The 21,201-nt window shown below is 55.8% G+C and carries 21 protein-coding genes and 1 pseudogene; 7 read left to right on the top strand and 15 right to left on the bottom strand.

Features of this window, described 5'->3' with window-relative positions:
- Positions 1-1,290, top strand: a 1,290-nt coding sequence (locus ACYZYZ_RS02625; protein WP_461483148.1) for an alkaline phosphatase, incomplete at its 5' end; no start/stop codon positions are given.
- Here the strand turns inward: ACYZYZ_RS02625 and ACYZYZ_RS02620 are convergent.
- Entirely contained in the window at positions 1,276-2,175 is a 900-nt protein-coding gene (locus ACYZYZ_RS02620; RefSeq protein WP_461483147.1) for a prenyltransferase, read from the bottom strand. The two genes, ACYZYZ_RS02625 and ACYZYZ_RS02620, sit on opposite strands and share 15 nt — an antisense overlap.
- Positions 2,176-2,184: 9 nt before the next feature.
- Positions 2,185-3,696: a threonine ammonia-lyase, biosynthetic gene (ilvA, locus tag ACYZYZ_RS02615; RefSeq protein WP_305170214.1), complete on the bottom strand. Its 1,512-nt coding sequence runs from the start codon at positions 3,694-3,696 to the stop codon at positions 2,185-2,187.
- 141 nt (positions 3,697-3,837) lie between these two features.
- Here ilvA and rpiA point away from each other — a divergent pair, with 141 nt between their 5' ends.
- A complete protein-coding gene (gene rpiA / locus ACYZYZ_RS02610) occupies positions 3,838-4,533 on the top strand; it encodes a ribose-5-phosphate isomerase RpiA (RefSeq protein ID WP_461483146.1) in 696 nt (231 codons plus the stop codon).
- 18 nt (positions 4,534-4,551) lie between these two features.
- On the opposite strand, the gene ACYZYZ_RS02605 is transcribed toward rpiA, so the two are convergent.
- Both ACYZYZ_RS02605 and ACYZYZ_RS02600 read right to left on the bottom strand, forming a co-directional pair.
- Complete coding sequence (locus ACYZYZ_RS02605) at positions 4,552-5,565, bottom strand: serine/threonine protein kinase (RefSeq protein ID WP_461483145.1); 1,014 nt, start codon at positions 5,563-5,565, stop codon at positions 4,552-4,554.
- A gap of 3 nt (positions 5,566-5,568) precedes the next feature.
- Entirely contained in the window at positions 5,569-6,708 is a 1,140-nt protein-coding gene (locus tag ACYZYZ_RS02600) for a hypothetical protein (RefSeq protein ID WP_461483144.1), read from the bottom strand.
- A 183-nt stretch (positions 6,709-6,891) separates the two neighbouring features.
- Here ACYZYZ_RS02600 and ACYZYZ_RS02595 point away from each other — a divergent pair, with 183 nt between their 5' ends.
- On the top strand, positions 6,892-7,176 hold the full coding sequence (locus ACYZYZ_RS02595; RefSeq protein ID WP_461483143.1) for a hypothetical protein: 285 nt from the start codon (positions 6,892-6,894) through the stop codon (positions 7,174-7,176).
- Positions 7,177-7,184: 8 nt separating this feature from the next.
- Here the strand turns inward: ACYZYZ_RS02595 and ACYZYZ_RS02590 are convergent, their stop codons facing one another.
- The 5 genes from ACYZYZ_RS02590 to ACYZYZ_RS02570 form a co-directional block, all read right to left on the bottom strand.
- Positions 7,185-7,421 (bottom strand): DUF1653 domain-containing protein, encoded by a 237-nt coding sequence (locus tag ACYZYZ_RS02590; RefSeq protein ID WP_461483142.1) that lies wholly within the window; start codon positions 7,419-7,421, stop codon positions 7,185-7,187.
- Positions 7,408-7,887 (bottom strand): peroxiredoxin, encoded by a 480-nt coding sequence (locus ACYZYZ_RS02585; RefSeq protein ID WP_305170220.1) that lies wholly within the window; start codon positions 7,885-7,887, stop codon positions 7,408-7,410. The genes ACYZYZ_RS02590 and ACYZYZ_RS02585 overlap by 14 nt, the downstream gene beginning before the upstream one ends.
- Before the next feature lie 89 nt (positions 7,888-7,976).
- Entirely contained in the window at positions 7,977-8,654 is a 678-nt protein-coding gene (locus ACYZYZ_RS02580; RefSeq protein ID WP_461483141.1) for a fumarylacetoacetate hydrolase family protein, read from the bottom strand.
- Positions 8,641-9,027, bottom strand: a complete 387-nt coding sequence (locus ACYZYZ_RS02575) for a DUF4870 family protein (RefSeq protein WP_461483140.1) — start codon at positions 9,025-9,027, stop codon at positions 8,641-8,643. Before ACYZYZ_RS02575 ends, ACYZYZ_RS02580 begins: the two co-directional genes overlap by 14 nt.
- A gap of 23 nt (positions 9,028-9,050) precedes the next feature.
- Positions 9,051-10,451: an FAD-binding oxidoreductase gene (locus ACYZYZ_RS02570; RefSeq protein ID WP_461483139.1), complete on the bottom strand. Its 1,401-nt coding sequence runs from the start codon at positions 10,449-10,451 to the stop codon at positions 9,051-9,053.
- 103 nt (positions 10,452-10,554) lie between these two features.
- Here ACYZYZ_RS02570 and serA point away from each other — a divergent pair, with 103 nt between their 5' ends.
- A complete protein-coding gene (gene serA, locus ACYZYZ_RS02565) occupies positions 10,555-11,784 on the top strand; it encodes a phosphoglycerate dehydrogenase (RefSeq protein WP_461483138.1) in 1,230 nt (409 codons plus the stop codon).
- Between the two features lie 74 nt (positions 11,785-11,858).
- Here the strand turns inward: serA and ACYZYZ_RS02560 are convergent, their stop codons facing one another.
- From ACYZYZ_RS02560 to tkt, 6 genes are all read right to left on the bottom strand, one after another.
- Complete coding sequence (locus tag ACYZYZ_RS02560; RefSeq protein WP_461483137.1) at positions 11,859-12,875, bottom strand: alpha/beta hydrolase; 1,017 nt, start codon at positions 12,873-12,875, stop codon at positions 11,859-11,861.
- Positions 12,859-13,092 carry a DUF2798 domain-containing protein gene (locus ACYZYZ_RS02555; RefSeq protein ID WP_461483136.1) on the bottom strand — a complete coding sequence of 78 codons (234 nt, stop codon included), beginning with the start codon at positions 13,090-13,092 and terminating at the stop codon, positions 12,859-12,861. The genes ACYZYZ_RS02560 and ACYZYZ_RS02555 overlap by 17 nt, the downstream gene beginning before the upstream one ends.
- An 83-nt stretch (positions 13,093-13,175) precedes the next feature.
- Positions 13,176-14,246: a class II fructose-bisphosphate aldolase gene (fba, locus tag ACYZYZ_RS02550; protein WP_305170228.1), complete on the bottom strand. Its 1,071-nt coding sequence runs from the start codon at positions 14,244-14,246 to the stop codon at positions 13,176-13,178.
- Positions 14,247-14,282: 36 nt separating this feature from the next.
- On the bottom strand, positions 14,283-15,452 hold the full coding sequence (locus tag ACYZYZ_RS02545) for a phosphoglycerate kinase (protein ID WP_461483135.1): 1,170 nt from the start codon (positions 15,450-15,452) through the stop codon (positions 14,283-14,285).
- Between the two features lie 21 nt (positions 15,453-15,473).
- A complete protein-coding gene (gap, locus tag ACYZYZ_RS02540; protein WP_461483134.1) occupies positions 15,474-16,496 on the bottom strand; it encodes a type I glyceraldehyde-3-phosphate dehydrogenase in 1,023 nt (340 codons plus the stop codon).
- A 43-nt stretch (positions 16,497-16,539) separates the two neighbouring features.
- The gene (gene tkt, locus ACYZYZ_RS02535; RefSeq protein WP_461483133.1) at positions 16,540-18,534 is read right to left on the bottom strand and encodes a transketolase; all 1,995 of its coding nucleotides are present in this window, start codon (positions 18,532-18,534) and stop codon (positions 16,540-16,542) included.
- Between the two features lie 150 nt (positions 18,535-18,684).
- Between tkt and ACYZYZ_RS02530 the strand changes: the two genes are divergently transcribed.
- From ACYZYZ_RS02530 to ACYZYZ_RS02520, 3 genes and pseudogenes are all read left to right on the top strand, one after another.
- The gene (locus ACYZYZ_RS02530; RefSeq protein ID WP_461483132.1) at positions 18,685-19,698 is read left to right on the top strand and encodes a metalloregulator ArsR/SmtB family transcription factor; all 1,014 of its coding nucleotides are present in this window, start codon (positions 18,685-18,687) and stop codon (positions 19,696-19,698) included.
- A gap of 32 nt (positions 19,699-19,730) precedes the next feature.
- Positions 19,731-20,885: a methionine adenosyltransferase gene (gene metK, locus ACYZYZ_RS02525; RefSeq protein WP_461483131.1), complete on the top strand. Its 1,155-nt coding sequence runs from the start codon at positions 19,731-19,733 to the stop codon at positions 20,883-20,885.
- A 26-nt stretch (positions 20,886-20,911) separates the two neighbouring features.
- A pseudogene (locus tag ACYZYZ_RS02520) lies at positions 20,912-21,157 on the top strand (adenosylhomocysteinase); the annotation flags it as partial.
- Positions 21,158-21,201 lie beyond the last annotated feature (44 nt).

Below are 21,201 nucleotides of genomic sequence, written 5' to 3'. Positions count from 1 at the left end.
CTGTTTATCGGCGATGGCATGGACGAGCACCAGATCACCCTGGCACGTAATTACCTGCTCGGAGCCAACGGTACGCTGGCTATGGAACGGTTGCCGGTTCGAAGCTCTGCGAAAGTGCAAACCCTACGCGAGGACGACCCCACCCAATATCGCTATGTTGCTGACAGCGCCAATACCGCCAGCACCCTGGCCACGGGTGAACTCACCAGCATGGGGCGTATTGCCACCAGTGCGGGTGATGACCGGGATCTGCCCACTGTTCTGGAAGCGGCGCGCCAGGCCGGGCTGGCCACTGGCCTTGTCACCAGCGCCAACCTCACCGATGCCACCCCCGCGGCCTTTGCCACCCACACGGCCCATCGCAACTGCCAGAATCCGGGTGATATGCACAAACCCATCAACTATGTTCCCGCCACTCAACAATGTCTGGCAGACCACCAAAGCCAGGGCGGCAAGGGTTCTATTGCCGAGCAATTACTGGCTTCCGGTGTGGATGTGCTGCTGGGTGGCGGCAAAAAAGAATTTACCCGTATCGACAGCCATACCCCCCTTGAAAAAATTGCGGCAAGTCACGGTTACCAATTTCTGCAACAGCGCGAGAAGCTGCTGTCGCATCACGGCAACGAACCCCTGCTGGGGTTATTTGCCAGCGGTCACCTTCCCGTGGAATGGATAGGCGAAGGTAACCGTCGCGCTGAACCCATGACTTTCAACTTGCTTGGAGAGCCGGTGTTCCCAACGCCCATCAGTTGCCAACAAAACCCTAGGCATTGGGGCACTCCGACACTGGAAGAGATGACCCGCGTTGCCCTGGAGCAGCTTGCGGGCAAATCGACAGGCTTCTTTCTGATGGTGGAGGGTGCTTCCATTGATAAACAGGCCCACCAACGCAACCCTTGCGGGGAAATTGGCGAATTGCAGGCTTTCGATCGGGCAGTGGCCGTGGGACAAGCCTTTGCCAGCAAGCAGACCAACACCCTGATTATTGTCACGGCTGATCACGGCCAGGCGGGGCAGATCATCCCCCTACCGGAGTACTACCAATCCTGGGGCGGCAAACAGTATCCCCCCGGCCACTATGCGGTACTGGAAACCCGTTCAGGAGAACTGATGGGGGTGAGCTATGCCACCAACGCGGCACCTCAGGGGAAAAGCGAACTGCACACAGGCGTCAATGTGCCGGTATTTTTGCAAGGCATCGGGCATCAACAAGTACCAGCCCTGATCGACCAACGCACCATCAATCAGCTGATGCGCCAACACCTTGGCCTGACTTCAGGCGCCCAGTAGCAACCCGACACCCAGCAGTACCGGCGTCAGTAATACCAGAACCACGTTACGTCCCATCGCTGGTATCAAGAGTTCACGGCGGCCCTCACTGGCACGAAGCGCACGAAATACCTGCCAGCCCAGCGGCAGTGTCCCCAGGGCCAATAGCGAAGCCAGCGGCATGACGCCGAGTAGAAAACCCAGTATCAGCGAGCCATAGGCACCCACCAGCAACAGGCCGTACACGCCCACGCTGACAGGTACGCCAAGCAGCACGGGGATATGCTTTCGCCCGACGGCGCGGTCGGCTTCGATGTCCGGCAACTGGTTCAGTAGCAACAGGCCATTGACCAAAAAAAACACCAGCCAGGAAACCACCTGGGCGCTGGCCGGGAAGTGACCGGTTAACAGCCAGGTCGTACCGTTCACCATCAACAGTCCGAAACCCAGTCCCAGTGACACTAGGCAGAGCAACGGCATACGGTTAATGACGCGTGTATAAGCCAGAATAATCAGGCCGCCGACAAGCCCGATGAAGAAAATTCGCGTGCCCACCCGCCAGCTGAGATAGCCACCGATAGCCGCCATCAATGCAAAAGAGACGATGAACAACCATCTGGCGGCCTGTGCCCGCTGTGGTCTGGCAGGCAAGGTGCCGCTGCCACCGCTGAAAGGAGTTCGATCCGTGGTCTGGTCCAGTCCGCTGGCAAAGTCCTGGTATTCATTCAGGGCGTTGACCGCCACATGGGCAGCCAGAGCCGCGATGAGAATCAGGCAGGCCAGATCAACAGGCAGCAAACCACTAAAGCGATAGCTGGCCGCCATGGCCGGAAACAGCACGGCGGGAGTCAGCAGCAGAAAGGGGCCACGGGCAATCGCCAGAAGATCGACCGCAAGCCCCCGCATCAGCACGACTTAGCTAAGAAAGAAGGTGTAGGCGGGATTATCTGTTTCTTCGGCCCAGACATAGCCCAGGTCATCGAGAAACTGATTCACCAGTTTTTTCTCCCCGGCAGGCACCTGCATGCCCGCGAGTACACGCCCATAGGCAGCGCCATGATTGCGATAGTGGAACATGGAGATATTCCAGCGTCCGCCCAGCTGGTTAAGGAAATTCATCAATGCCCCCGGGCGCTCCGGAAACTGGAAGCGGTATACCAGCTCATCCACAGCTTCGGGAGCACGGCCACCCACCATATGACGAATATGCAGTTTCGCCATCTCGTTATCAGTCATATCCTGTAACGGGTAACCCTTGGTCACCAGATCTGCCACCAGCTGTTCGCGGTCTTCATCACCGCTCACCTGAACACCGACAAAAATATGCGCCTTGTCGGGATCGCCCATACGGTAGTTGAACTCGGTGATATTGCGCTTACTCAACGCGGTACAGAATGCCTTGAAGCTGCCGGGCTGTTCCGGAATGGTAACCGCCAACACGGCTTCGCGGCGCTCACCAATTTCGGTGCGCTCCGAAATGTATCGCAGGCGGTCAAAATTGATGTTGGCACCACTGTCCACCGCCAACAGGCTTTGGCCCTGAATGCCGTGCTGCTCGACGTATTTTTTCAGGCCGGCCACACCCAGTGCACCAGAAGGCTCACAGATGGATCGGGTATCGTCGAAGATATCCTTGATGGCCGCACTGATTTCATCAGCATTGACGGTGACAACTTCATCCACCGTATCTTTCAGCACGCGGAACGTTTCCTTGCCGATCTGGGCAACTGCTGTGCCATCGGCAAAAATACCCACGTGCTTGAGTCTCACCCGACGGCCTTTTTCAAGCGCCGCCGCCAGACAGGCGGCATCGTCCGGCTCGACCGCAATGATCTTGACCTCGGGGCGCACGTACTTGATGTAGGCGGCCATACCAGCACAGAGGCCACCGCCGCCCACCGGAATAAACACGGCATCCAGTGGCCCGGAAACCTGCCTCAGGATTTCCATGGCAATGGTGCCTTGACCGGCAATGACATCGGGATCATCAAAGGGATGCACGTAAGTCATGCCCTTTTCTTTCACCAGCTTCTGGGCGTAATCGGACGCCTCATCGTAGGTTTCCCCGTGCAGTACCACCCGTGCGCCACGTGCTCTCACCGCATTGACCTTGATTTGCGGTGTAGTACTCGGCATCACAATGGTGGCCTTGACCCCCATCTTTTTCGATGCCATGGCCAAACCCTGTGCATGGTTGCCAGCAGAGGCGGCCACCACCCCTTTCTGCAACTGCTCTTCGCTCAGGCACAGCATTTTGTTGTAGGCACCGCGCAACTTGAACGAGAACACCGGTTGCAGGTCTTCCCTTTTCAGCAGCACCTGGTTGCCAAGGCGCTCGGACAATTGCGAGGCTTCATCCACCGGCGTTTCGACCACCAGGTCATAGATGCGGGCATTGAGAATACGTTTGACGTAACTTTGTGGCATGTTCGGGCCAGTACTTCCGTTAGGGTTAGCGGGCAATAGTAAATTTTCGCCCCGCTCAAAGCCAGCACTGTCACGGCTTATCTGTCCTTTCCGCAGGCGATCCGTATAATTGCAGCCTCCTATTTAGCAATGGCCCCACCCATGAGCGCAAATACTTCCTCCCAGGACGCCCTGAAACAGGCTGTGGCCACCGCCGCGGTGGCATACACCCTGTCGCGTATCGATGACAAAAGCATTGTCGGCATCGGCACCGGTTCCACTGCCAACTGCTTCATTGACCTGTTGGCTGAGCACAAGGCCAGCATCGCCGGCACCGTAGCCAGCTCCCAGGCATCGGCAGAGCGTCTGAAAGCCCACGGCATTCCCGTCTACGATCTCAATGCCGTCGATGAGGTAACCATCTACGTGGACGGCGCGGATGAAACCAATCCACATCTGGAGCTGATCAAGGGCGGCGGTGCTGCGCTTACCCGCGAAAAGATTGTCGCAGCCGTGGCTCGGGAGTTTCTGTGTATTGCCGACCAATCCAAGTGGGTGGACCACCTGGGGACGTTCCCGCTACCAGTGGAAGTGATTCCCATGGCCCGTAGCCACGTGGCAAGGGAACTGGTGAAGCTGGGTGGTGACCCGGTCTACCGCCAGGGTGTGGTGACTGACAACGGCAACGTGATTCTCGACGTTCATCACCTCCACCCCATCAGCCCAGCGCGGGAACTGGAAGAAAAAATCAACAACATTACCGGGGTTGTCACCAACGGGTTGTTCGCATTACGACCGGCGGATGTATTGATGCTGGGGACGGCGGAAGGTGTCAAGACCCTCTACGCCAGGGATTAATTAACGTCGGATACGGAGCTACATAACCTGCAGCGGCGGCTCAGAGAGCTCGGCAAACTGCTCGCGCAATTCCAGAATATGTTCGCTCCAGTAACGCACGGTATTGAACCAGGGAAAGCCCATGGGAAATGCCGGATCTTCCCAACGGCTGGCCAACCAGGCCGCGTGGTGAATAATGCGCAAACTGCGCAGCGCTTCCACCAGCTTCAGTTCACGGGGCTGAAACTCGAAAAACTGATCATAGCCATCCACCACTTCAGACAGTTGCGCCAACTGCCTGTCACGACTGCCAGACAGCAGCATCCAGATATCCTGTACCGCCGGAGCCATACGTGCGTCGTCCAGATCGACAAAATGGGCATTGTCATCCCGCCAGAGAATATTCCCGGCATGGCAATCGCCGTGAACACGGATGTGCGCCACCGGTCCAGCAGCAGCAATCACCTCATCCACAGCCTGCAATAAATCCCTAACCAGGGAGTCATAGGATAACTTCAGTTCAGCAGGAATAAATTCACTCACCGTTGCCACAGCATCGTGGCCAAAGGTCTGGCTATTCAGCACCGGGCGGTGCACAAATGGCTTTACGGCACCCACCGCATGCATTCTGCCCAGCAGTTTGCCCAACAGGTGAAGGTTATCCAGATTGTCCAGGTCAGGTCCTTGGCCACCCTTGCGGGGAAACAACGCGAAACGAAAGTTCTCGTATTCAAACAGGCTGCGGCCTTCAGCATCCCGAATTGGAGCAACTACAGGCAACTCCTGGTCTTGTAATTCAAAACTGAACTGGTGTTCTTCAAGGATCTGTTCGTCGCTCCAGCGGCCGGGACGGTAGAACTTGGCGATCAGCGGCACACCATCTTCGATGCCCACCTGGTAAACACGGTTCTCGTAGCTATTTAAGGGAAACTGGCGCCCGTCGCAGAGATAACCAAGACTCTCCACAGCATCCATTACCTTATCGGGGCCAAGTTGGTAGAAGGGCTGTGCCGCGGAGGCTACCGACTGCTCGTCGGTCTCATCATTGTTCATCAGCTAGCGGCTTTTGCCCGCCCAGAGCAACAACAGCGTGCCGGCAACCCAGAGTGTTGCGGTACCGCCCCAGAGCAGCAGAAAGTTTTCTCCAGCCGCAAACTTTCCGGCAACCAGGTGCCCGAGCATCAGACCAGCCAGCGGAGCCACCAACAGTAATGGGGCAAAGCGACCGCTGCCGTCCAGCTGTGCAATAAGCGCCAGCACATAAGCAGCAGCAAAAAACACGGCGGCGGCAACCAGGCTAAAGCCCGTCAGATATCCAGTTTCTCCGGGCAAGAATTGCAGTAGGGCCAAGGCAGCCAACAGGATGACGGCTGCCACAACAAATGGCACTGCGTAACCTGCACGGTTAGCGAGGATCGCCGCCACCATCGCACCCACCGGACCAGCCAGCATCAACACTAGCTCCGACTGCGCAGAAACTGCTAACGCCATGGCACTGGCAAGGGGTTCGCACAGGTACCACAACAGTCCACTTCCCAGAAAGAGCAGCAGACTACCGGCCAACGCCGCGAGCAACCCCGCCGACAGCTGGTTGCCCTGATCATTTAACAGGCTGATACGTTTTGATCCACTGGATGGCATCAGACGGCTGAGGGGAATCGCCACAAAGGCCGCAGCCGCCACCCCCAACAACCCCTGTTGAAAACTGAAACCGGCCAGCAACGTCTCCTGGATCTGTTCCAAACCAGTCGACACCAGACCGAGCAGCAACAGCAACCCGGCAAAACTTCTCACAGGGGTAGCGGTATCACCCAGACAGGTCACCACTACACTCAGACCAAAACCGGCAAACAACCCGGCAAGTGCAACACTGGACCACAACACAGCATTACCTGCCACGAACCCTGGCAGCAGGAATGCGGCACCTGACACCAGGCCGGCAATCAGGCTTAAACGACGCCAGTCACCCAGGCGAATAAAAAAGATCGACAGCAGCCCGCCTAGCAGAACCATCAGAGAAAAGATGCCGCTCGGCAGCCACGGATGTATCGCCAGGGCCTCGGCGGCAATTTGCCGTTGCAGGAATGGTTGTCCCAACCAGAATGCTGACAGGCACAACCCCACCAGTATCGTCGCCAGTCGCGCACCTGCCCCATTGATATTGGCACGCTTCTTTTCAAACAGGATTGAAGACATGTTGTTGAACCTCGCCGGTACTCTGGAGAGCGCGTACTTTGCTGTCTGAAACCCCAAAAGTCCAGACGGTTTTTCGTTCCGGGCGGTGCAATGTCATCAATTTGTCACGGCTTTTTCACACAGCTGACACAGGGCAGCACTAGGCTTTGCCATGAACCAAAAGAAAAGAACGAGGAAAATGCCATGAATAAGGCAACAAATGAAAACATTACCCAGCAACCCATCGCCAACCTGATGCGGCAGCAAGCCAGAAATTTTTTTGTGGAAGTGAATGGCGACGGCGAATACATCTATCACTGGATCGATACATCCATCGATATGTTATCCAGCAGCAAACTCTGGGATCTCTTGCGTATTGCTGAAATACCGGGCTGTATGATGGATGCTGACTTCATCGGCTCCATTACCGATGAACTGATCCGCCGCAGCGACTACTTTGACGTTCGTCCATTACTGCCCCGCCACTGAACCCCCGACTAATCTATCGCAGCGATAAACGCAAAACGCTGCACGTGCTCCCCGTCCCGCTCAACCATATCCCCAAATAGCGCCAGGGGCCGCACCCACAAACCCCCTTCTCCGTAAAGTGGCCGGTAGACCACCAGCCACTCCTCCGTTTCGCTGTGCCGGGCAACATCGATGACTTCGTAGTCGTTGCCCTTGAAGTGGCGATAGCGTCCGGGACGCACAACTGGCTGATCAGAGTTCGGCAAGTATCTTCTCCGCCGAACTGACATCAATGCCACCCGCCGGCTCTACCGCCAGATGGGTGACGATGCCGTCCTCCGCAACCAGTGCGAAACGCTTGCTGCGCAAGCCCATGCCGTAACCACTGGCATCTACTTCGAGGCCAAGGGCGGTAGCAAATTGTCCATTACCGTCGGCCAGCATCAGTAGCGCTTCGGCATTCTGAGCTTTACCCCAGGCATCCATCACAAAGGCATCATTTACCGACATGCAGACAATGGTATCCACGCCCTTGGCTTTGATCTGGTCTGCCAAGACCACATAACCTGGCAGGTGCGTCAGGCTGCAACCGGGGGTAAACGCACCGGGAACAGCAAACAGCACCACCTTTTTACCCTTGAAAATGTCGTCGGTTGCGATGTCCACCGGGCCTTTCTCACCCATGGTTTTCACGGTGATATTGGGCAGGGCTTCGCCTACGGAAATGGTCATGGAAACACCTCTTGAAGAATGGACTGAGCCATTGAGGATAGCAGATGCGGTGGTCGGCAGTGCAGGTGCACTGCCTTCAATGTAGATCGTTACCGAGCCACCACCGAGGTGGAAACCGAGATGAGATCCACCAGCTCTACCGTTAGCTGGTCACCAGGCACCAGCGGACCGACACCAGCCGGGGTTCCGGTCAGCACAATATCGCCGGGCATCAGGGTAAAAAAGCGGGAGATGTAGGCCAGCAGTTGCGGCACCGGGGTAATCATCAGGCGGGTATTGGATTCCTGGCGCACTTCACCGTTCAGGGTGAGCCGAATCTGAACGTCTTGCAGGTCAGGCACCTTGGCGCGCTCCACAAATGCCGAAGCAGCGCAGGCACCATCGAAGCCTTTAGCCTTATCCCAAGGGAGCCCTTTCTGCTTGAACTGCGCCTGCAGTTCACGCAAGGTCAAATCGAGAGCCACGCCGACACCAACAATGGCATCTTCCGCCTGCTGCTCGGTACACTCGGTCAGCTGCTCTCCAATGAGCACCGCCATTTCCGCTTCGTGATGGCAGGCACCATAGGCCACGGGGATGGCCACGGGTTTTTCCAGGGAAGCGAGTGCCGTGGAGGGTTTCATGAACAGTACTGGCTCACTGGCAGCCTGACTGCCCATCTCACTGATATGGTCGCGGTAATTGAGACCGACACAAACTACTTTGCCGGCGGGAATTTCTGCCGAGCGCCCATTGTCAAAGTGCAGGGAGTGATCAAGGTAGTACATTGCCAATTCCTCTACCGTCGTTGAGAGCCAGCCAGCCCTTTACAATCCGATATATATACCAGACCCACACCGCGAACAGCACGACAAACCCAATCAACACAAAGGCCAACAACCAGCCAATCACCAGACCCGCCAGCAACCACCAGAAGGTTTTGATCTGCCAGTTGAAATGGGACTCAAGGTAGGTACCGCGCACCTCGTCCCGTTTCAGATAATTGATAATCACACCAGCGACAGCGGTCAGACCAACCACCAAGCTCAACCCCTGCAGGAGATACACCAGTAGAGTGAGATTCTTGAGTTTTTCCTGTTCCACCGCGCTGATCACTTCACCGCTGAGGGGCAAGGATTCTTCTGGCATCTGCTCGGTCACGGCGGCTCTCCCTGAGAGTTATATCAGATGGCATCCACTACTTTGCCGGGATTCATGATGCCATTGGGGTCGAAGACTTTTTTCACCTGCTGCATCAAGGCCACTTCGGCAGCGGATCGACTGTAACTTAACAAATCCTTTTTCAGCAAGCCAACGCCGTGCTCAGCGGAAACACTACCGTGAAATTCTTCAACCAGCGCGCCAATCTGTTTGCTGACACCACTGCAGCGGACAGTAAAGTCGTCAATGGACAGTTCGTCGGGCTTAAGAATGTTCAGATGCAGGTTGCCGTCACCAATGTGGCCGTACCAGACCACTTCAAAATCCGGGTATTGCTCGGATACCAGCGCCTCTGCCCGGGCAATGAATTCCGGCATACGCGACACATTGACACTGATGTCATTTTTATAGGGTTTCCACTGGGAGAGTGTTTCCGACATATCCTCGCGCAGTTTCCAGAGATTTTCCGCCTGGGTCAGGCTCTGGCTGATGACACCGTCCAACACCCAGCCTTCCATGACGCAGGTCTCGAACAACTCCATGGCACGATCCAGCTCCGCCTCGGATGTTTGTTCAAATTCCAGCAGCGCGTAACAAGGCGCTTCGGACTCAAAAGGTGTCGGCACTTCGCTGTGGTCCACCACCCGCTCCATCCCGTTGTGGGTAAAGAACTCGAATGCGGTCAGGTCCATACCGTCATTAAAGACTTTCAGCACATCGATAATGCTGGGTATGTCTGACACACCCAGCACCAATACGCTCAGTTCCTTCGGGGGCTTGGCCAGGCCAAGGGTCGCCTCGGTGATAATACCCAGGGTGCCCTCGGAACCGATAAACAGATGACGGAAATCTAGGCCGGTATTGTTTTTCACCAGGCCGTGGTTGAGCTCGAGAATGTTACCGCTGCCATCCACTACCTTCAGGCCCAGCACCCAGTCACGGGTCATACCATAACGGATCACCTTGATACCGCCAGCATTAGTGGCGATATTGCCGCCGATCTGGCTGGAGCCGGTGGATGCGAAGTCCACCGGATAAAACAGCCCCTGCTGTTCGGCAAACTCCTGTAATTGTTGTGTAATCATGCCCGCCTGTATGGTCACGCTGCGATCCACGGCGTTGAAATCAATCACCTTGTTCATGCGGTCCAGCGCAATCACAATTTCACCATTCAGTGCCACAGCGCCCCCACTGAGCCCAGTGCGACCACCGGAAGGCACAACCGCCAGCTTTTCCGCATTGGCCAGTTGGACAACCTCCTGAACCTGCTCGGTAGTCTCCGGCAACACCACCACCCCAGGGGCAGGCTGCCAGATTGTGGTCCGATCCACACCGTATTGCTGAAAGGCGCTATCGTCTGTCAGCACTCGCTGTTCACCAACAATGTCACGCAATTTTTCAATGACTGGGGGGGCAACCGTCATCTCGGAATCCTCTACAAAATAGGAGCAGTTATCGAAGGGCGTGCATGGTATCATAGCCGCCCTTTTTTTTAGATAGCTGTATGGCCACCGGATCGAGGAGCGTATGGTCAATTTTTCGCTGAATAAATCCAAGATTAAGTTTCTATTGCTGGAGGGCGTCCACCCCTCCGCGGTCACCACCCTGGAAGCCGCTGGCTACACCAATGTGGAATACCTGAAAGCGGCGCTGTCTGAAGACCAGCTGGTGGAAAAGATTAAGGACTTTCATTTTGTGGGCATACGCTCGCGTACCCAGCTCAACCGCCGTGTTATGGAAGCCGCCAACAAGCTGATCGGTGTCGGCTGTTTCTGCATCGGCACCAACCAGGTGGACCTGCAGGCAGCCACCGAGCAGGGTGTTGTGGTTTTCAATGCGCCCTACTCCAACACCCGCAGTGTGGCGGAACTGGTGATTGCGGAAACCATCATGCTGATGCGCGGTATTCCAGAGAAAAATGCCGCCGCCCACAAGGGTGACTGGCTGAAAACCGCCACCAACGCTTACGAGGTACGCGGCAAAACCTTTGGCATTATCGGCTATGGCAATATCGGCAGCCAGGTGAGCGTCATGGCCGAAGCCATGGGCATGAAGGTGAGATTCTACGATGTCGTCACCAAGCTGCCACTGGGCAATGCTGAACAGGTAAGCTCCCTGCGGGAATTGCTGCGAATTTCTGACGTTGTTTCCCTGCATGTACCGGATACCACAGCCACCCGCAATATGATGGGTGCCGATCAACTGGCCGCCATGAAAAAAGGAGCCATCCTGATCAACGCCGCGCGCGGTAAAGTAGTGGATATCGATGCACTGTGTGGCCGTTTGGAAACCAAGCAAATCAGTGGTGCCGCCATTGATGTGTTCCCGGTCGAACCAAAGTCCAACCAGGAAGAGTTCGTTTCACCCCTACGCAAGTACGATAATGTCATCCTCACGCCACATATTGGCGGCTCCACCCAGGAAGCCCAGGAAAACATTGGTCTAGAAGTTGCGGAAAAACTGGTAAAATACAGCGACAACGGCACCACCATCAGCGCCGTGAACTTCCCGCAGGTGTCTCTGCCCTCCCACGCCGGCACCCACCGCCTGCTGCACGTTCACCACAACACGCCGGGCATCATGACCGCCATCAACCATGTGTTTTCGGACAACAATATCAATATCAGCGGTCAATACCTGCAGACCGCTGAGTCCGTAGGTTACGTGGTGATCGATGTGGATGCCGAATACAGCGACCTGGCTCTCAAGGAGCTGAAGGCTATTGAAGGCACCATTCGCTGCCGAGTCCTTTTTTGACCTGACACGCCACTGCTACAAAAAAACCGCCGGAATGGCGGTTTTTTTGTGCGTCGGTTTTGTGGCCAAGTACCTCAGCCTTCGCCGATGGCCTTAAATACCCTGTCCCGTAACCAGGTGACTTCATTGACCAGGTGATGCTGGGCACCATGAACGACTTCCAGCTTCATGTTGGGGAATTTCCTGCGGATGGCGCCAACATTGAAGCGCCAGTCCACGGTGGTGTCGCAATCCCCCTGTATCACTCTCAGGGGGAATTCACAGGGTGGCAGAGCCGCAAACTCCTCAGTCCAGCGCTTCATGGAAGCCACCCATTCGATCGGAATATAGTCATACTGGAGCGGATCGGCACTCATCAGAAATTCGTTGAATGCCTCATTGGCCGTATTGGGCCGGAAGGTGCGCGACACTTTTTTGAGAATGCGATGAAAGACCTTGTAGGTTCGCAGGCTTTTCATCCATTCACGGGGCCTGATCAGCGGAGCCAGCACCACGACATCGGAGAGGTCATTGGGGTAGTGATGGGGTTTTGCCGCCATCACATACTTGATCAGAATTGCCCCACCCGTACTCTGCCCCACTGCATTCCAGGGTTTTGGGAAATGGGCTTCACACTGCGTCAGCAGGTCGGAAAACACATCCACATAACGGTCAAAGCTCTTGATACTGACGCGCTCCCCACTGGACAAGCCGTGACCGGGGAGATCAAAGGCAACCACTGCATAACCGCGCCGCAACAGGTAACGGATCAGGTGACCATATAGACCAATATGATCAAAGTAACCGTGGACCACAAGGTAGGTACCTCGGGGATTTTCCGGCAACCAGTAATGGGTGGCTATCTGGTAGCCGGAAGATGAATAGCTGCCCAGACAATAACGGACACTGGACAGGTCATCCGGCAGCGCCAGACCGTAGTAGTCGAGGTACCAGCTCTCGGCTGCATTGCTGGTGCGCCAATCCACAGACACATCAAAGGCGAGGTTCTGCAAGCTGTCCCGCAACGCTTCGAGCTGCTCCTGAGCCTTTCCGCCAGAAGCCGTCTCGACGGGATCAACCCGGTTCGGATCGTTTTCAGCGCTCGTCATCATGAACCAACAAAACCACCAGGCGCCTGACCAGGGGCGCCACCACCATCACCGAGGGGAATGCCACAACAAAGGCAAAGGCCCAAGCATGCAGCCAGATTTCGAGGATATCTTCGACCAGTCCGACATTAAAAATACTGATCACCAGCGACATGAAGCAAGACATGAACAGCGCCATCAGAAACGCGAACAGAACGTGCTGATATTTACGATGAATCATCGGCTTGAAACTCCTGACTCCCGGGTTGATCTCCGGCCACTTTCAGTCAAAAAAGGGCGGTTAAACCGCCCTGATGATTTGACTTACCCGGCGTTGACCTTTGGGTCCAGTGCTCCGCTCTGGTAGCGGGTAGACATATCCTCCAGCCCAATCGCGGTAATTTTTCCAGCATTGCCTGCTGTGCCAAAGGCCTCATAACGGGCCAGGCAGATTTCCTTCATGGCTTTGACTGTTTCTTTCAGGTATTTGCGGGGATCAAACTCGGCCGGGTTATTGGCCAGGAAGCGCCGCACAGCACCGGTTGACGCCAGACGCAGGTCCGTGTCGATATTCACCTTGCGGACGCCGTGTTTGATACCTTCGACAATTTCCTCAACCGGTACGCCGTAGGTTTCGGGAATCTCGCCGCCGTATTCGTTGATCACCGCCAGCCAGTCCTGGGGTACCGAGGAAGAGCCGTGCATCACCAGGTGGGTGTTGGGAATGCGGGCATTGATTTCCTTGATACGCTCGATCGCCAGGATATCGCCCGTTGGCGGACGGGAAAACTTGTAAGCCCCGTGGGAGGTACCAATGGCAATAGCCAGGGCATCCACGCCGGTTTTGGCCACGAAGTCAGCCGCCTCTTCCGGATCTGTGAGCAACTGGTCGTGGGACAGTGTGCCCTCGGCACCAACGCCATCTTCTTCACCGGCCTGTCCGGTCTCCAGCGAGCCAAGACAACCCAGCTCACCTTCCACGGAAACACCGCAGGCGTGAGCCATCTCCACCACCCGCCGGGTCACGTCGACGTTATAGTCATAGGATGCCGGCGTCTTGCCATCTTCCTGCAGTGAGCCGTCCATCATCACCGAACTGAAACCGAGCTGGATGGAGCGCTGGCAGATTGCTGGGCTGGTGCCGTGATCCTGGTGCATACACACCGGAATGTGGGGAAATTCTTCAATTGCGGCCAGAATCAGATGCCGCAAAAAAGGTGCCCCGGCATATTTTCGAGCGCCAGCAGAAGCCTGCACGATCACAGGGGAATCCGTTTCATCGGCGGCCTCCATAATGGCGCGCATCTGTTCCAGGTTATTCACGTTAAATGCCGGTACGCCATAACTATGCTCGGCAGCGTGATCCAGTAATTGGCGCAGTGAAATAAGTGCCATGAAATTATCCTTTATACAGTAACTGTTTTTTGCTGTTCAGTTTTGGGCTCGGGCTTCAAGGACGGCTACCGCTGGCAGAACCTTGCCTTCCACATATTCCAGAAAAGCGCCCCCACCTGTTGAAATATAGGAGACTTTATCAGCGATACCATATTTATCCACTGCTGCCAGGGTGTCACCACCACCGGCAATGGAAAAACCCTGGTTGGCTGCGATCGCCTCGGCAATGGCCTGGGTACCTGCACCAAACTGGTCAAATTCAAACACCCCCACCGGGCCATTCCAAATAATGGTGCCAGCATTGCGCAGGATATCGGCCAGCTCGGCAGCGGTTTCCGGGCCGATATCAAAGATCATATCGTCCGCACCTACTTCAGAAGCCTGTTTCAGCGTCGCTGTCGCTGATTCAGAAAATTCAGTGCCCACCACAACATCGCTTGGCAGGGGAATCTGAGTTTTCGCCATCAGCGATTTAGCCTGAGGAATCAGTTCGTGCTCGCAGAGTGATTTACCCACGGGCAACCCGGCGGCAGCCAGAAATGTGTTGGCGATGCCGCCACCGACAATCAGTTGGTCCACTTTCTCCGACAGAGTTTCCAGTACGGTGAGCTTGGTGGAGACCTTGGAGCCGCCAACAATTGCCACCATCGGTCTCGCCGGGTTGGCGAGGGATTTTTCCAGGGCATCCAGCTCGGCGGCCAGCAACGGACCAGCACAGGCGACCGGCGCAAAGCGGGCAACGCCGTGGGTGGAGGCCTGGGCGCGGTGTGCCGTGCCAAACGCATCCATTACGAATATATCGCAGAGGTCGGCATAGGCGCGGGAGAGGGTCTCATCATCTTTTTTCTCGCCCGGATTGAAGCGGACATTTTCCAGTAATGCCAGCTGACCATTTTCCAACTCGACGCCATGTTGCCAGTCCGACAGGACAGCAACTTCTATTCCCAGCAGTTTGCCCAGGTGATCGGCAACCGGCTGCATGGCGAACTGCTCTTCAAACTGTCCTTCCGTGGGACGGCCCAGGTGTGACATGACAATCACTTTGGCCCCCGCGGCAAGCGCCTGCTTGATCGTGGGCAATGCGGCGCGGATACGGACCTCGGAGGTCACCACGCCATTCTTAACCGGCACATTGAGGTCTTCGCGGATCAGGACACGCTTGCCCGCCAAGTCCAGATCCACCATTTTCAATACATTCAATGCCATCTTGAAATTACCTTCTTATACTCATCTTTTACTCGACATGGGGACCCAGTGCTTCACCAGTTCCACCATGCGATTGGCATAGCCCCACTCGTTGTCAAACCACACCAGAACCTTCACCAGCCGCCGCTGGCTGACCCGGGTCTGGCTGGCATCGACAATACCGCTGCGGGGATCGTGATTAAAGTCGCAGGAAGCCAACGGCTCCTCGGTGTAACCGAGGATGCCAGCCAACCGATTTTCTGCCACCTCTTGTAACACCTGATTCACGGTACCGGCATCCACATCCACTTGCAGCAGGATAGACAGGTCGATGGCGGACACGTTCAGTGTCGGCACCCGCATGGCCTGTGCTTCAAAACGCTCACTTAATTCCGGCAACAGTCGATCAATACCTCGGGCCAGCCCGGTGTCCACGGGAATAATGGACTGCATAGCTGCTCGGGTTTTTCGTAAATCCGTGTGGTGATAGGCATCGATCACCGGCTGATCATTCATGGCCGAGTGGATGGTGGTAATCACGCCACCCTCCACACCGAAAGCCCGATGAAGTGCATCTATAACCGGGATCACGCAGTTGGTTGAACAGGAGGCATTGGAAATTATCGTTTCCTGGCCAGTCAGGCGGTGCTCGTTAACCCCTAACACCACCGTCGCGTCAACGCTGGGCTCCGCAGGCTGAGAAAACAGCACTTTGCTCGCCCCTGCAGCCAGGTGTTGTTCCGCGGTATCGCGATCTGTGAACGCGCCGCTGCACTCCAACACCACATCCACAGCCAGCTCCCGCCATGGGAGGGCAAGAATTTCCTCACTGTGGAATACCGAAATCGGGTCACCGTTGATGGTCAGCAGGTCATCCTCCACCGCCACGGAACCAGGAAAGCGACCGTGGGTAGAATCGTATTTAGTCAGGTGTGCAATGGTTTTGCAGTCGGCCGGCTCATTGATGGCCACCACCTGAATCTCGTCACGGGCTCCCGATTCATAGAGCGCCCGCAACACCGAACGACCAATGCGCCCGTATCCATTAATGGCTGCGCGAATCATAAATCGTGCCCACTCAAAGGCGCTGTCTGACAGTCAGCCGCTATCACAATATCGCGTCGACGGCCTTGACGACGTTTTCCGTGGTGAAACCGAACTGCTCCATCAGCAGACCGCCGGGTGCCGACTCACCAAATGTGGACATACCCACGACACGGCCATCGAGACCCACATATTTATACCAGTAGTCTTTGTGCCCGGCCTCAACGGCCACCCGAGCCCGGACCTGGGGAATCAGTACGCTGTCGCGATAGGTTGAATCCTGGGCATCGAACACTTCGGCGCAGGGCATGGACACCACTCTGACAGCTACACCCTGTGCACCGAGGGCTGCCGCCGCTTCAATGGCCAAGGCCACTTCCGAGCCGGTGGCAATCAGAATGGTCTGGGGTTTGCCCTCGCAGTCTTTCAGTACATAGCCACCGCGCTGCACATTGGCCAGCTGTTCATCGTTGCGAGGCATTGGCGCCAATCCCTGCCGCGAGAAAATCAGGGCGCTAGGTCCATCTTTACGCATAATGGCCTGCTTCCAGCACACGGCCGACTCAACGGTATCGCAGGGACGCCAGGTTTGCAGGTTGGGAGTGGAACGCAAGGCCGTCAGTTGCTCAACCGGCTGGTGGGTGGGACCGTCCTCACCCAGACCAATGGAATCGTGGGTATAGACGAAAATAGTCTTCTGCTTCATCAGCGCGGCCATACGCACTGCGTTGCGGGCATATTCCATGAACATCAGGAATGTTGCGCCATAAGGAACAAAGCCACCGTGCAATACAATACCGTTCATCATGGCGCTCATGCCGAATTCGCGCACGCCGTAATAGATATAGTTACCAGAGGCGTCATCCGCTTCCACGCCTTTGGCTCCGGACCACAGCGTCAAGTTGGATCCTGCCAGGTCGGCAGATCCACCCAGCAGTTCCGGCAATAACGGGCCATAGGCATTGAGACAGTTCTGGGAGGCCTTGCGCGAGGCAATTTTTTCCATGGCCTGCTGGCACTCATGGATATAAGCATCCGCCTTTTCAGAAAAGTCTGCAGGCATCGCACCTTTCAGTCGACGGGAAAACTCGGCTGCCAGCTCCGGATACTCACTTTTGTAGTTCTCAAAAGCCTGCTGCCAGGAAGACTGTGCTTTCTGACCTTTTTCTCTGGCATTCCAGCCGGCGTAAATTTCCTCGGGCACTTCAAAGGGGCCATGGTTCCAGCCCAGCTGTTCTCTTGCCAACAGAATTTCATCGGCGCCTAGGGGCGCACCGTGACATTCTTCTTTACCCTGCTTGTTAGGCGAACCAAAGCCAATAATGGTTTTGCAGCAAATCAGGGTCGGTTTTTCTGTTTCAAGACGCGCCATTTCAATGGCGGCCTTAATAGCTGCCGGGTCATGACCATCGACGTTGGGAATCACTTGCCAACCGTAGGCCTCGAAACGACCGGGTGTATTGTCTGTAAACCAGCCCTCAACTTCACCATCGATGGAGATGCCGTTGTCATCGTAGAACGCGATCAGTTTACCCAGCTTCTGGGTACCGGCCAGCGAGCAGGTTTCATGGGAAATACCCTCCATCAGGCAGCCATCACCCAGGAAACAGTAGGTGTAATGATCCACCACATCATGACCGGGGCGATTGAACTGGGCTGCCAGAATTTTTTCTGCCAGCGCCATGCCGACCGCATTACTGATGCCCTGCCCCAATGGCCCGGTGGTGGTTTCAACACCGGGGGCATAGCCATATTCCGGGTGACCGGGGGTGCGTGAATGCAACTGACGGAAGTTCTTCAACTCCTCCAGGGGCAGATCGTAGCCGGTGAGATGCAATAGTGAATACAACAGCATCGAACCATGGCCGTTGGACAGGACAAAGCGGTCACGGTTGGCCCAGGCGGGATCGGAGGGGTTATGTACCAGGTAGTCATTCCACAGCACTTCGGCGATATCCGCCATACCCATCGGGGCGCCGGGATGGCCACTATTGGCCTGTTGAACGGCGTCCATACTCAGTGCTCGAATGGCGTTGGCGAGATCACGTCTGGAATGCATCGGGGGCTTGCTCCTGCAGGATAAATCGGGGATTTCAAAAGGGGCGCTATTTTCTCGTACTCGCGCTACTCAGTAAACAGCCAGTCGGCGCCTTTTATCTATATCAATATTTTTTGATATAGATTTCCTGCTGTGATAAGGTGCTGACCCATGTCACAGGCATTACTAAAAATCGACACTCCCGCGCCCTTTCCGGATGCCAGCGAACTGGCGGCCTACTGCAAGGCAGTAGGGGACGGCCTGCGCCTGGAGATTCTGAGGGTATTGCGGCAGAACGCCTACGGGGTACTGGAACTGAGCCAGATCTTTGATATCGGACAATCGGGGATGAGCCACCACCTCAAGGTGCTGTCAAAATCCGGACTGGTGGCAACGCGCCGTGAAGGCAACAGTATTTTTTACCGCCGCGCGCCCGCTATCGAAGGTTCCGGCGGTAGGGAATTCCAGCTGGCCCTGTTCAGCGCGGTTGATCAACTCAGCATACCCGCGGCAATTCAAGAACGTATTCAGCAGGTACACCGCGAACGCACCGAGGCCTCACAGGATTTCTTCAGGCAAAATGCGGCGCGCCTTCATGTTAACCAGGACCTGATCGCCAGTTTTGAACAGTACGGCGAACCCGCCACCGAACTCCTGGATAGCACAGCCGTCAGCCGACAGCACGCTCTGGAAGTTGGTCCGGGTGAAGGCGGTTTTCTACCAGCCCTGGCAAGCCGCTTTGAGCGGGTCACCGCACTGGACAATTCCGCTGAAATGCTCGACCGGGCCAGGCAACTTGTCAATGAGCAGCAACTGGATAACGTTCAGTTGCTACACGGAGATACCGAGTTCGCCCTGTCGCAATCACTGTACGCAGACTGCGTCACCCTGAACATGGTGCTGCACCACACGCCGGACCCGGCAAAAATATTCTCTGACCTGGCCCAGCTATTGAACCCAGGCGGTGCACTACTGGTCACGGAACTCTGCCACCACGACCAGAGCTGGGCGCGGGAGTCCTGTGGCGACCTGTGGCTGGGCTTTGACCCTGAAGACCTTTCCCATTGGGCCGGAAATGCCAGCCTGAAAGAAGGCGAAAGCCTGTTTCTGGCACAACGCAACGGTTTTCAGATTCAGTTGCGACAATTTTTCAAACCGACCGTTGCGGCCACCACCGGCCGATAGCTTGCTGATAAGCACTAAAAGGACCACCGACCATGTCGAACTACAGTATTTTCACTTCAGAATCCGTTTCAGAAGGCCACCCCGACAAGATGGCAGACCAGATCTCAGACGCCGTTCTGGACGCTATTCTTAGCGATGACCCTAACTCGCGGGTCGCTGTAGAAACCCTGGTGAAGACCGGCATGGCTATTATTGCCGGCGAAGTACGCACCAATACCTATGTAGACCTCGAAGAGATTGTACGCAGCGTTATCCTCGATATTGGCTACGACAGCTCCGATGTGGGTTTTGATGGTGCCTCCTGTGCCGTACTCAATGCCATAGGTAAGCAATCTGGCGATATCGCCATGGGTGTCGATGAAGCAGAAGCCAAGGATCTGGGCGCCGGCGATCAGGGATTAATGTTTGGCTACGCCACCAACGAGACTGACGTGCTGATGCCCGCTCCCATTTATTACGCCCACCGATTGGTGGAGCGGCAGGCTCACCTGCGCAAAAGTGGTGTTCTCCCCTGGCTTCGCCCCGACGCCAAAAGCCAGGTAACCCTTCGCTATGCCGATGGTAAGCCGGTGGCCGTTGATGCCGTGGTTTTATCCACCCAGCACGCCCCAGATATTTCCCTTTCTGACCTGCAGGAAGCCGTACGTGAAGAGATCATCAACCACGTACTGCCGGAGGAATGGCTGCACAGCGACACCCTGTATCACATTAACCCCACAGGTCAGTTCATTATTGGTGGCCCCATGGGCGATTGCGGCCTCACCGGACGGAAAATCATTGTTGATACCTACGGTGGTATGGCCCACCACGGTGGCGGCGCATTTTCAGGAAAAGACCCTTCCAAGGTTGACCGTTCTGCCGCCTACGCTGGCCGCTATGTTGCAAAGAATATCGTTGCTGCTGGTCTTGCCGAGCGCTGTGAAATCCAAGTGTCCTACGCGATCGGAGTCGCTGAACCCACGTCAATCAGTATCAACACTTTTGGCACCGGGAAGCTCAGTGATGATGAGATTGCCAGCCTGGTGCGTGAACACTTCGATCTTCGCCCTCGCGGTCTAATCGAGATGCTTGATCTGAAGCGCCCCATCTACCGGCCCACTGCCAGTTACGGACACTTCGGGCGGGAACTGGAAAATTTCACCTGGGAAAAAACCGATAAAGCCGCTGCTCTACAGTCAGCGCTGTAACCCCATACTGCGAAAGGAACGAATCCATGACTTCGATGAAAGACTATAAAGTTGCCGACATTAGCCTCGCCGAGTGGGGTTTCCGTGAAATTGCCATTGCCGAAACGGAAATGCCGGCACTGATGGCTCTGCGCGACAAGTACAGCGCCGAGCAACCTCTTAAAGGTGCCAAAATTCTTGGTTGCATCCACATGACCATTCAGACTGCCGTGCTGATTCAAACACTGGAAGCTCTGGGTGCCCAGGTGCGCTGGACGTCCTGTAATATATTTTTCTATTTCCTGTCTATTTTTATCTTCTATTAGCGTTTCTCTTC

The sequence above is a fragment of the Porticoccus sp. genome, from assembly GCA_023261185.1.
Lineage (GTDB): Bacteria > Pseudomonadota > Gammaproteobacteria > Pseudomonadales > Porticoccaceae > Porticoccus > Porticoccus litoralis.
This window is presented reverse-complemented; position numbering and strand designations above follow the sequence as displayed.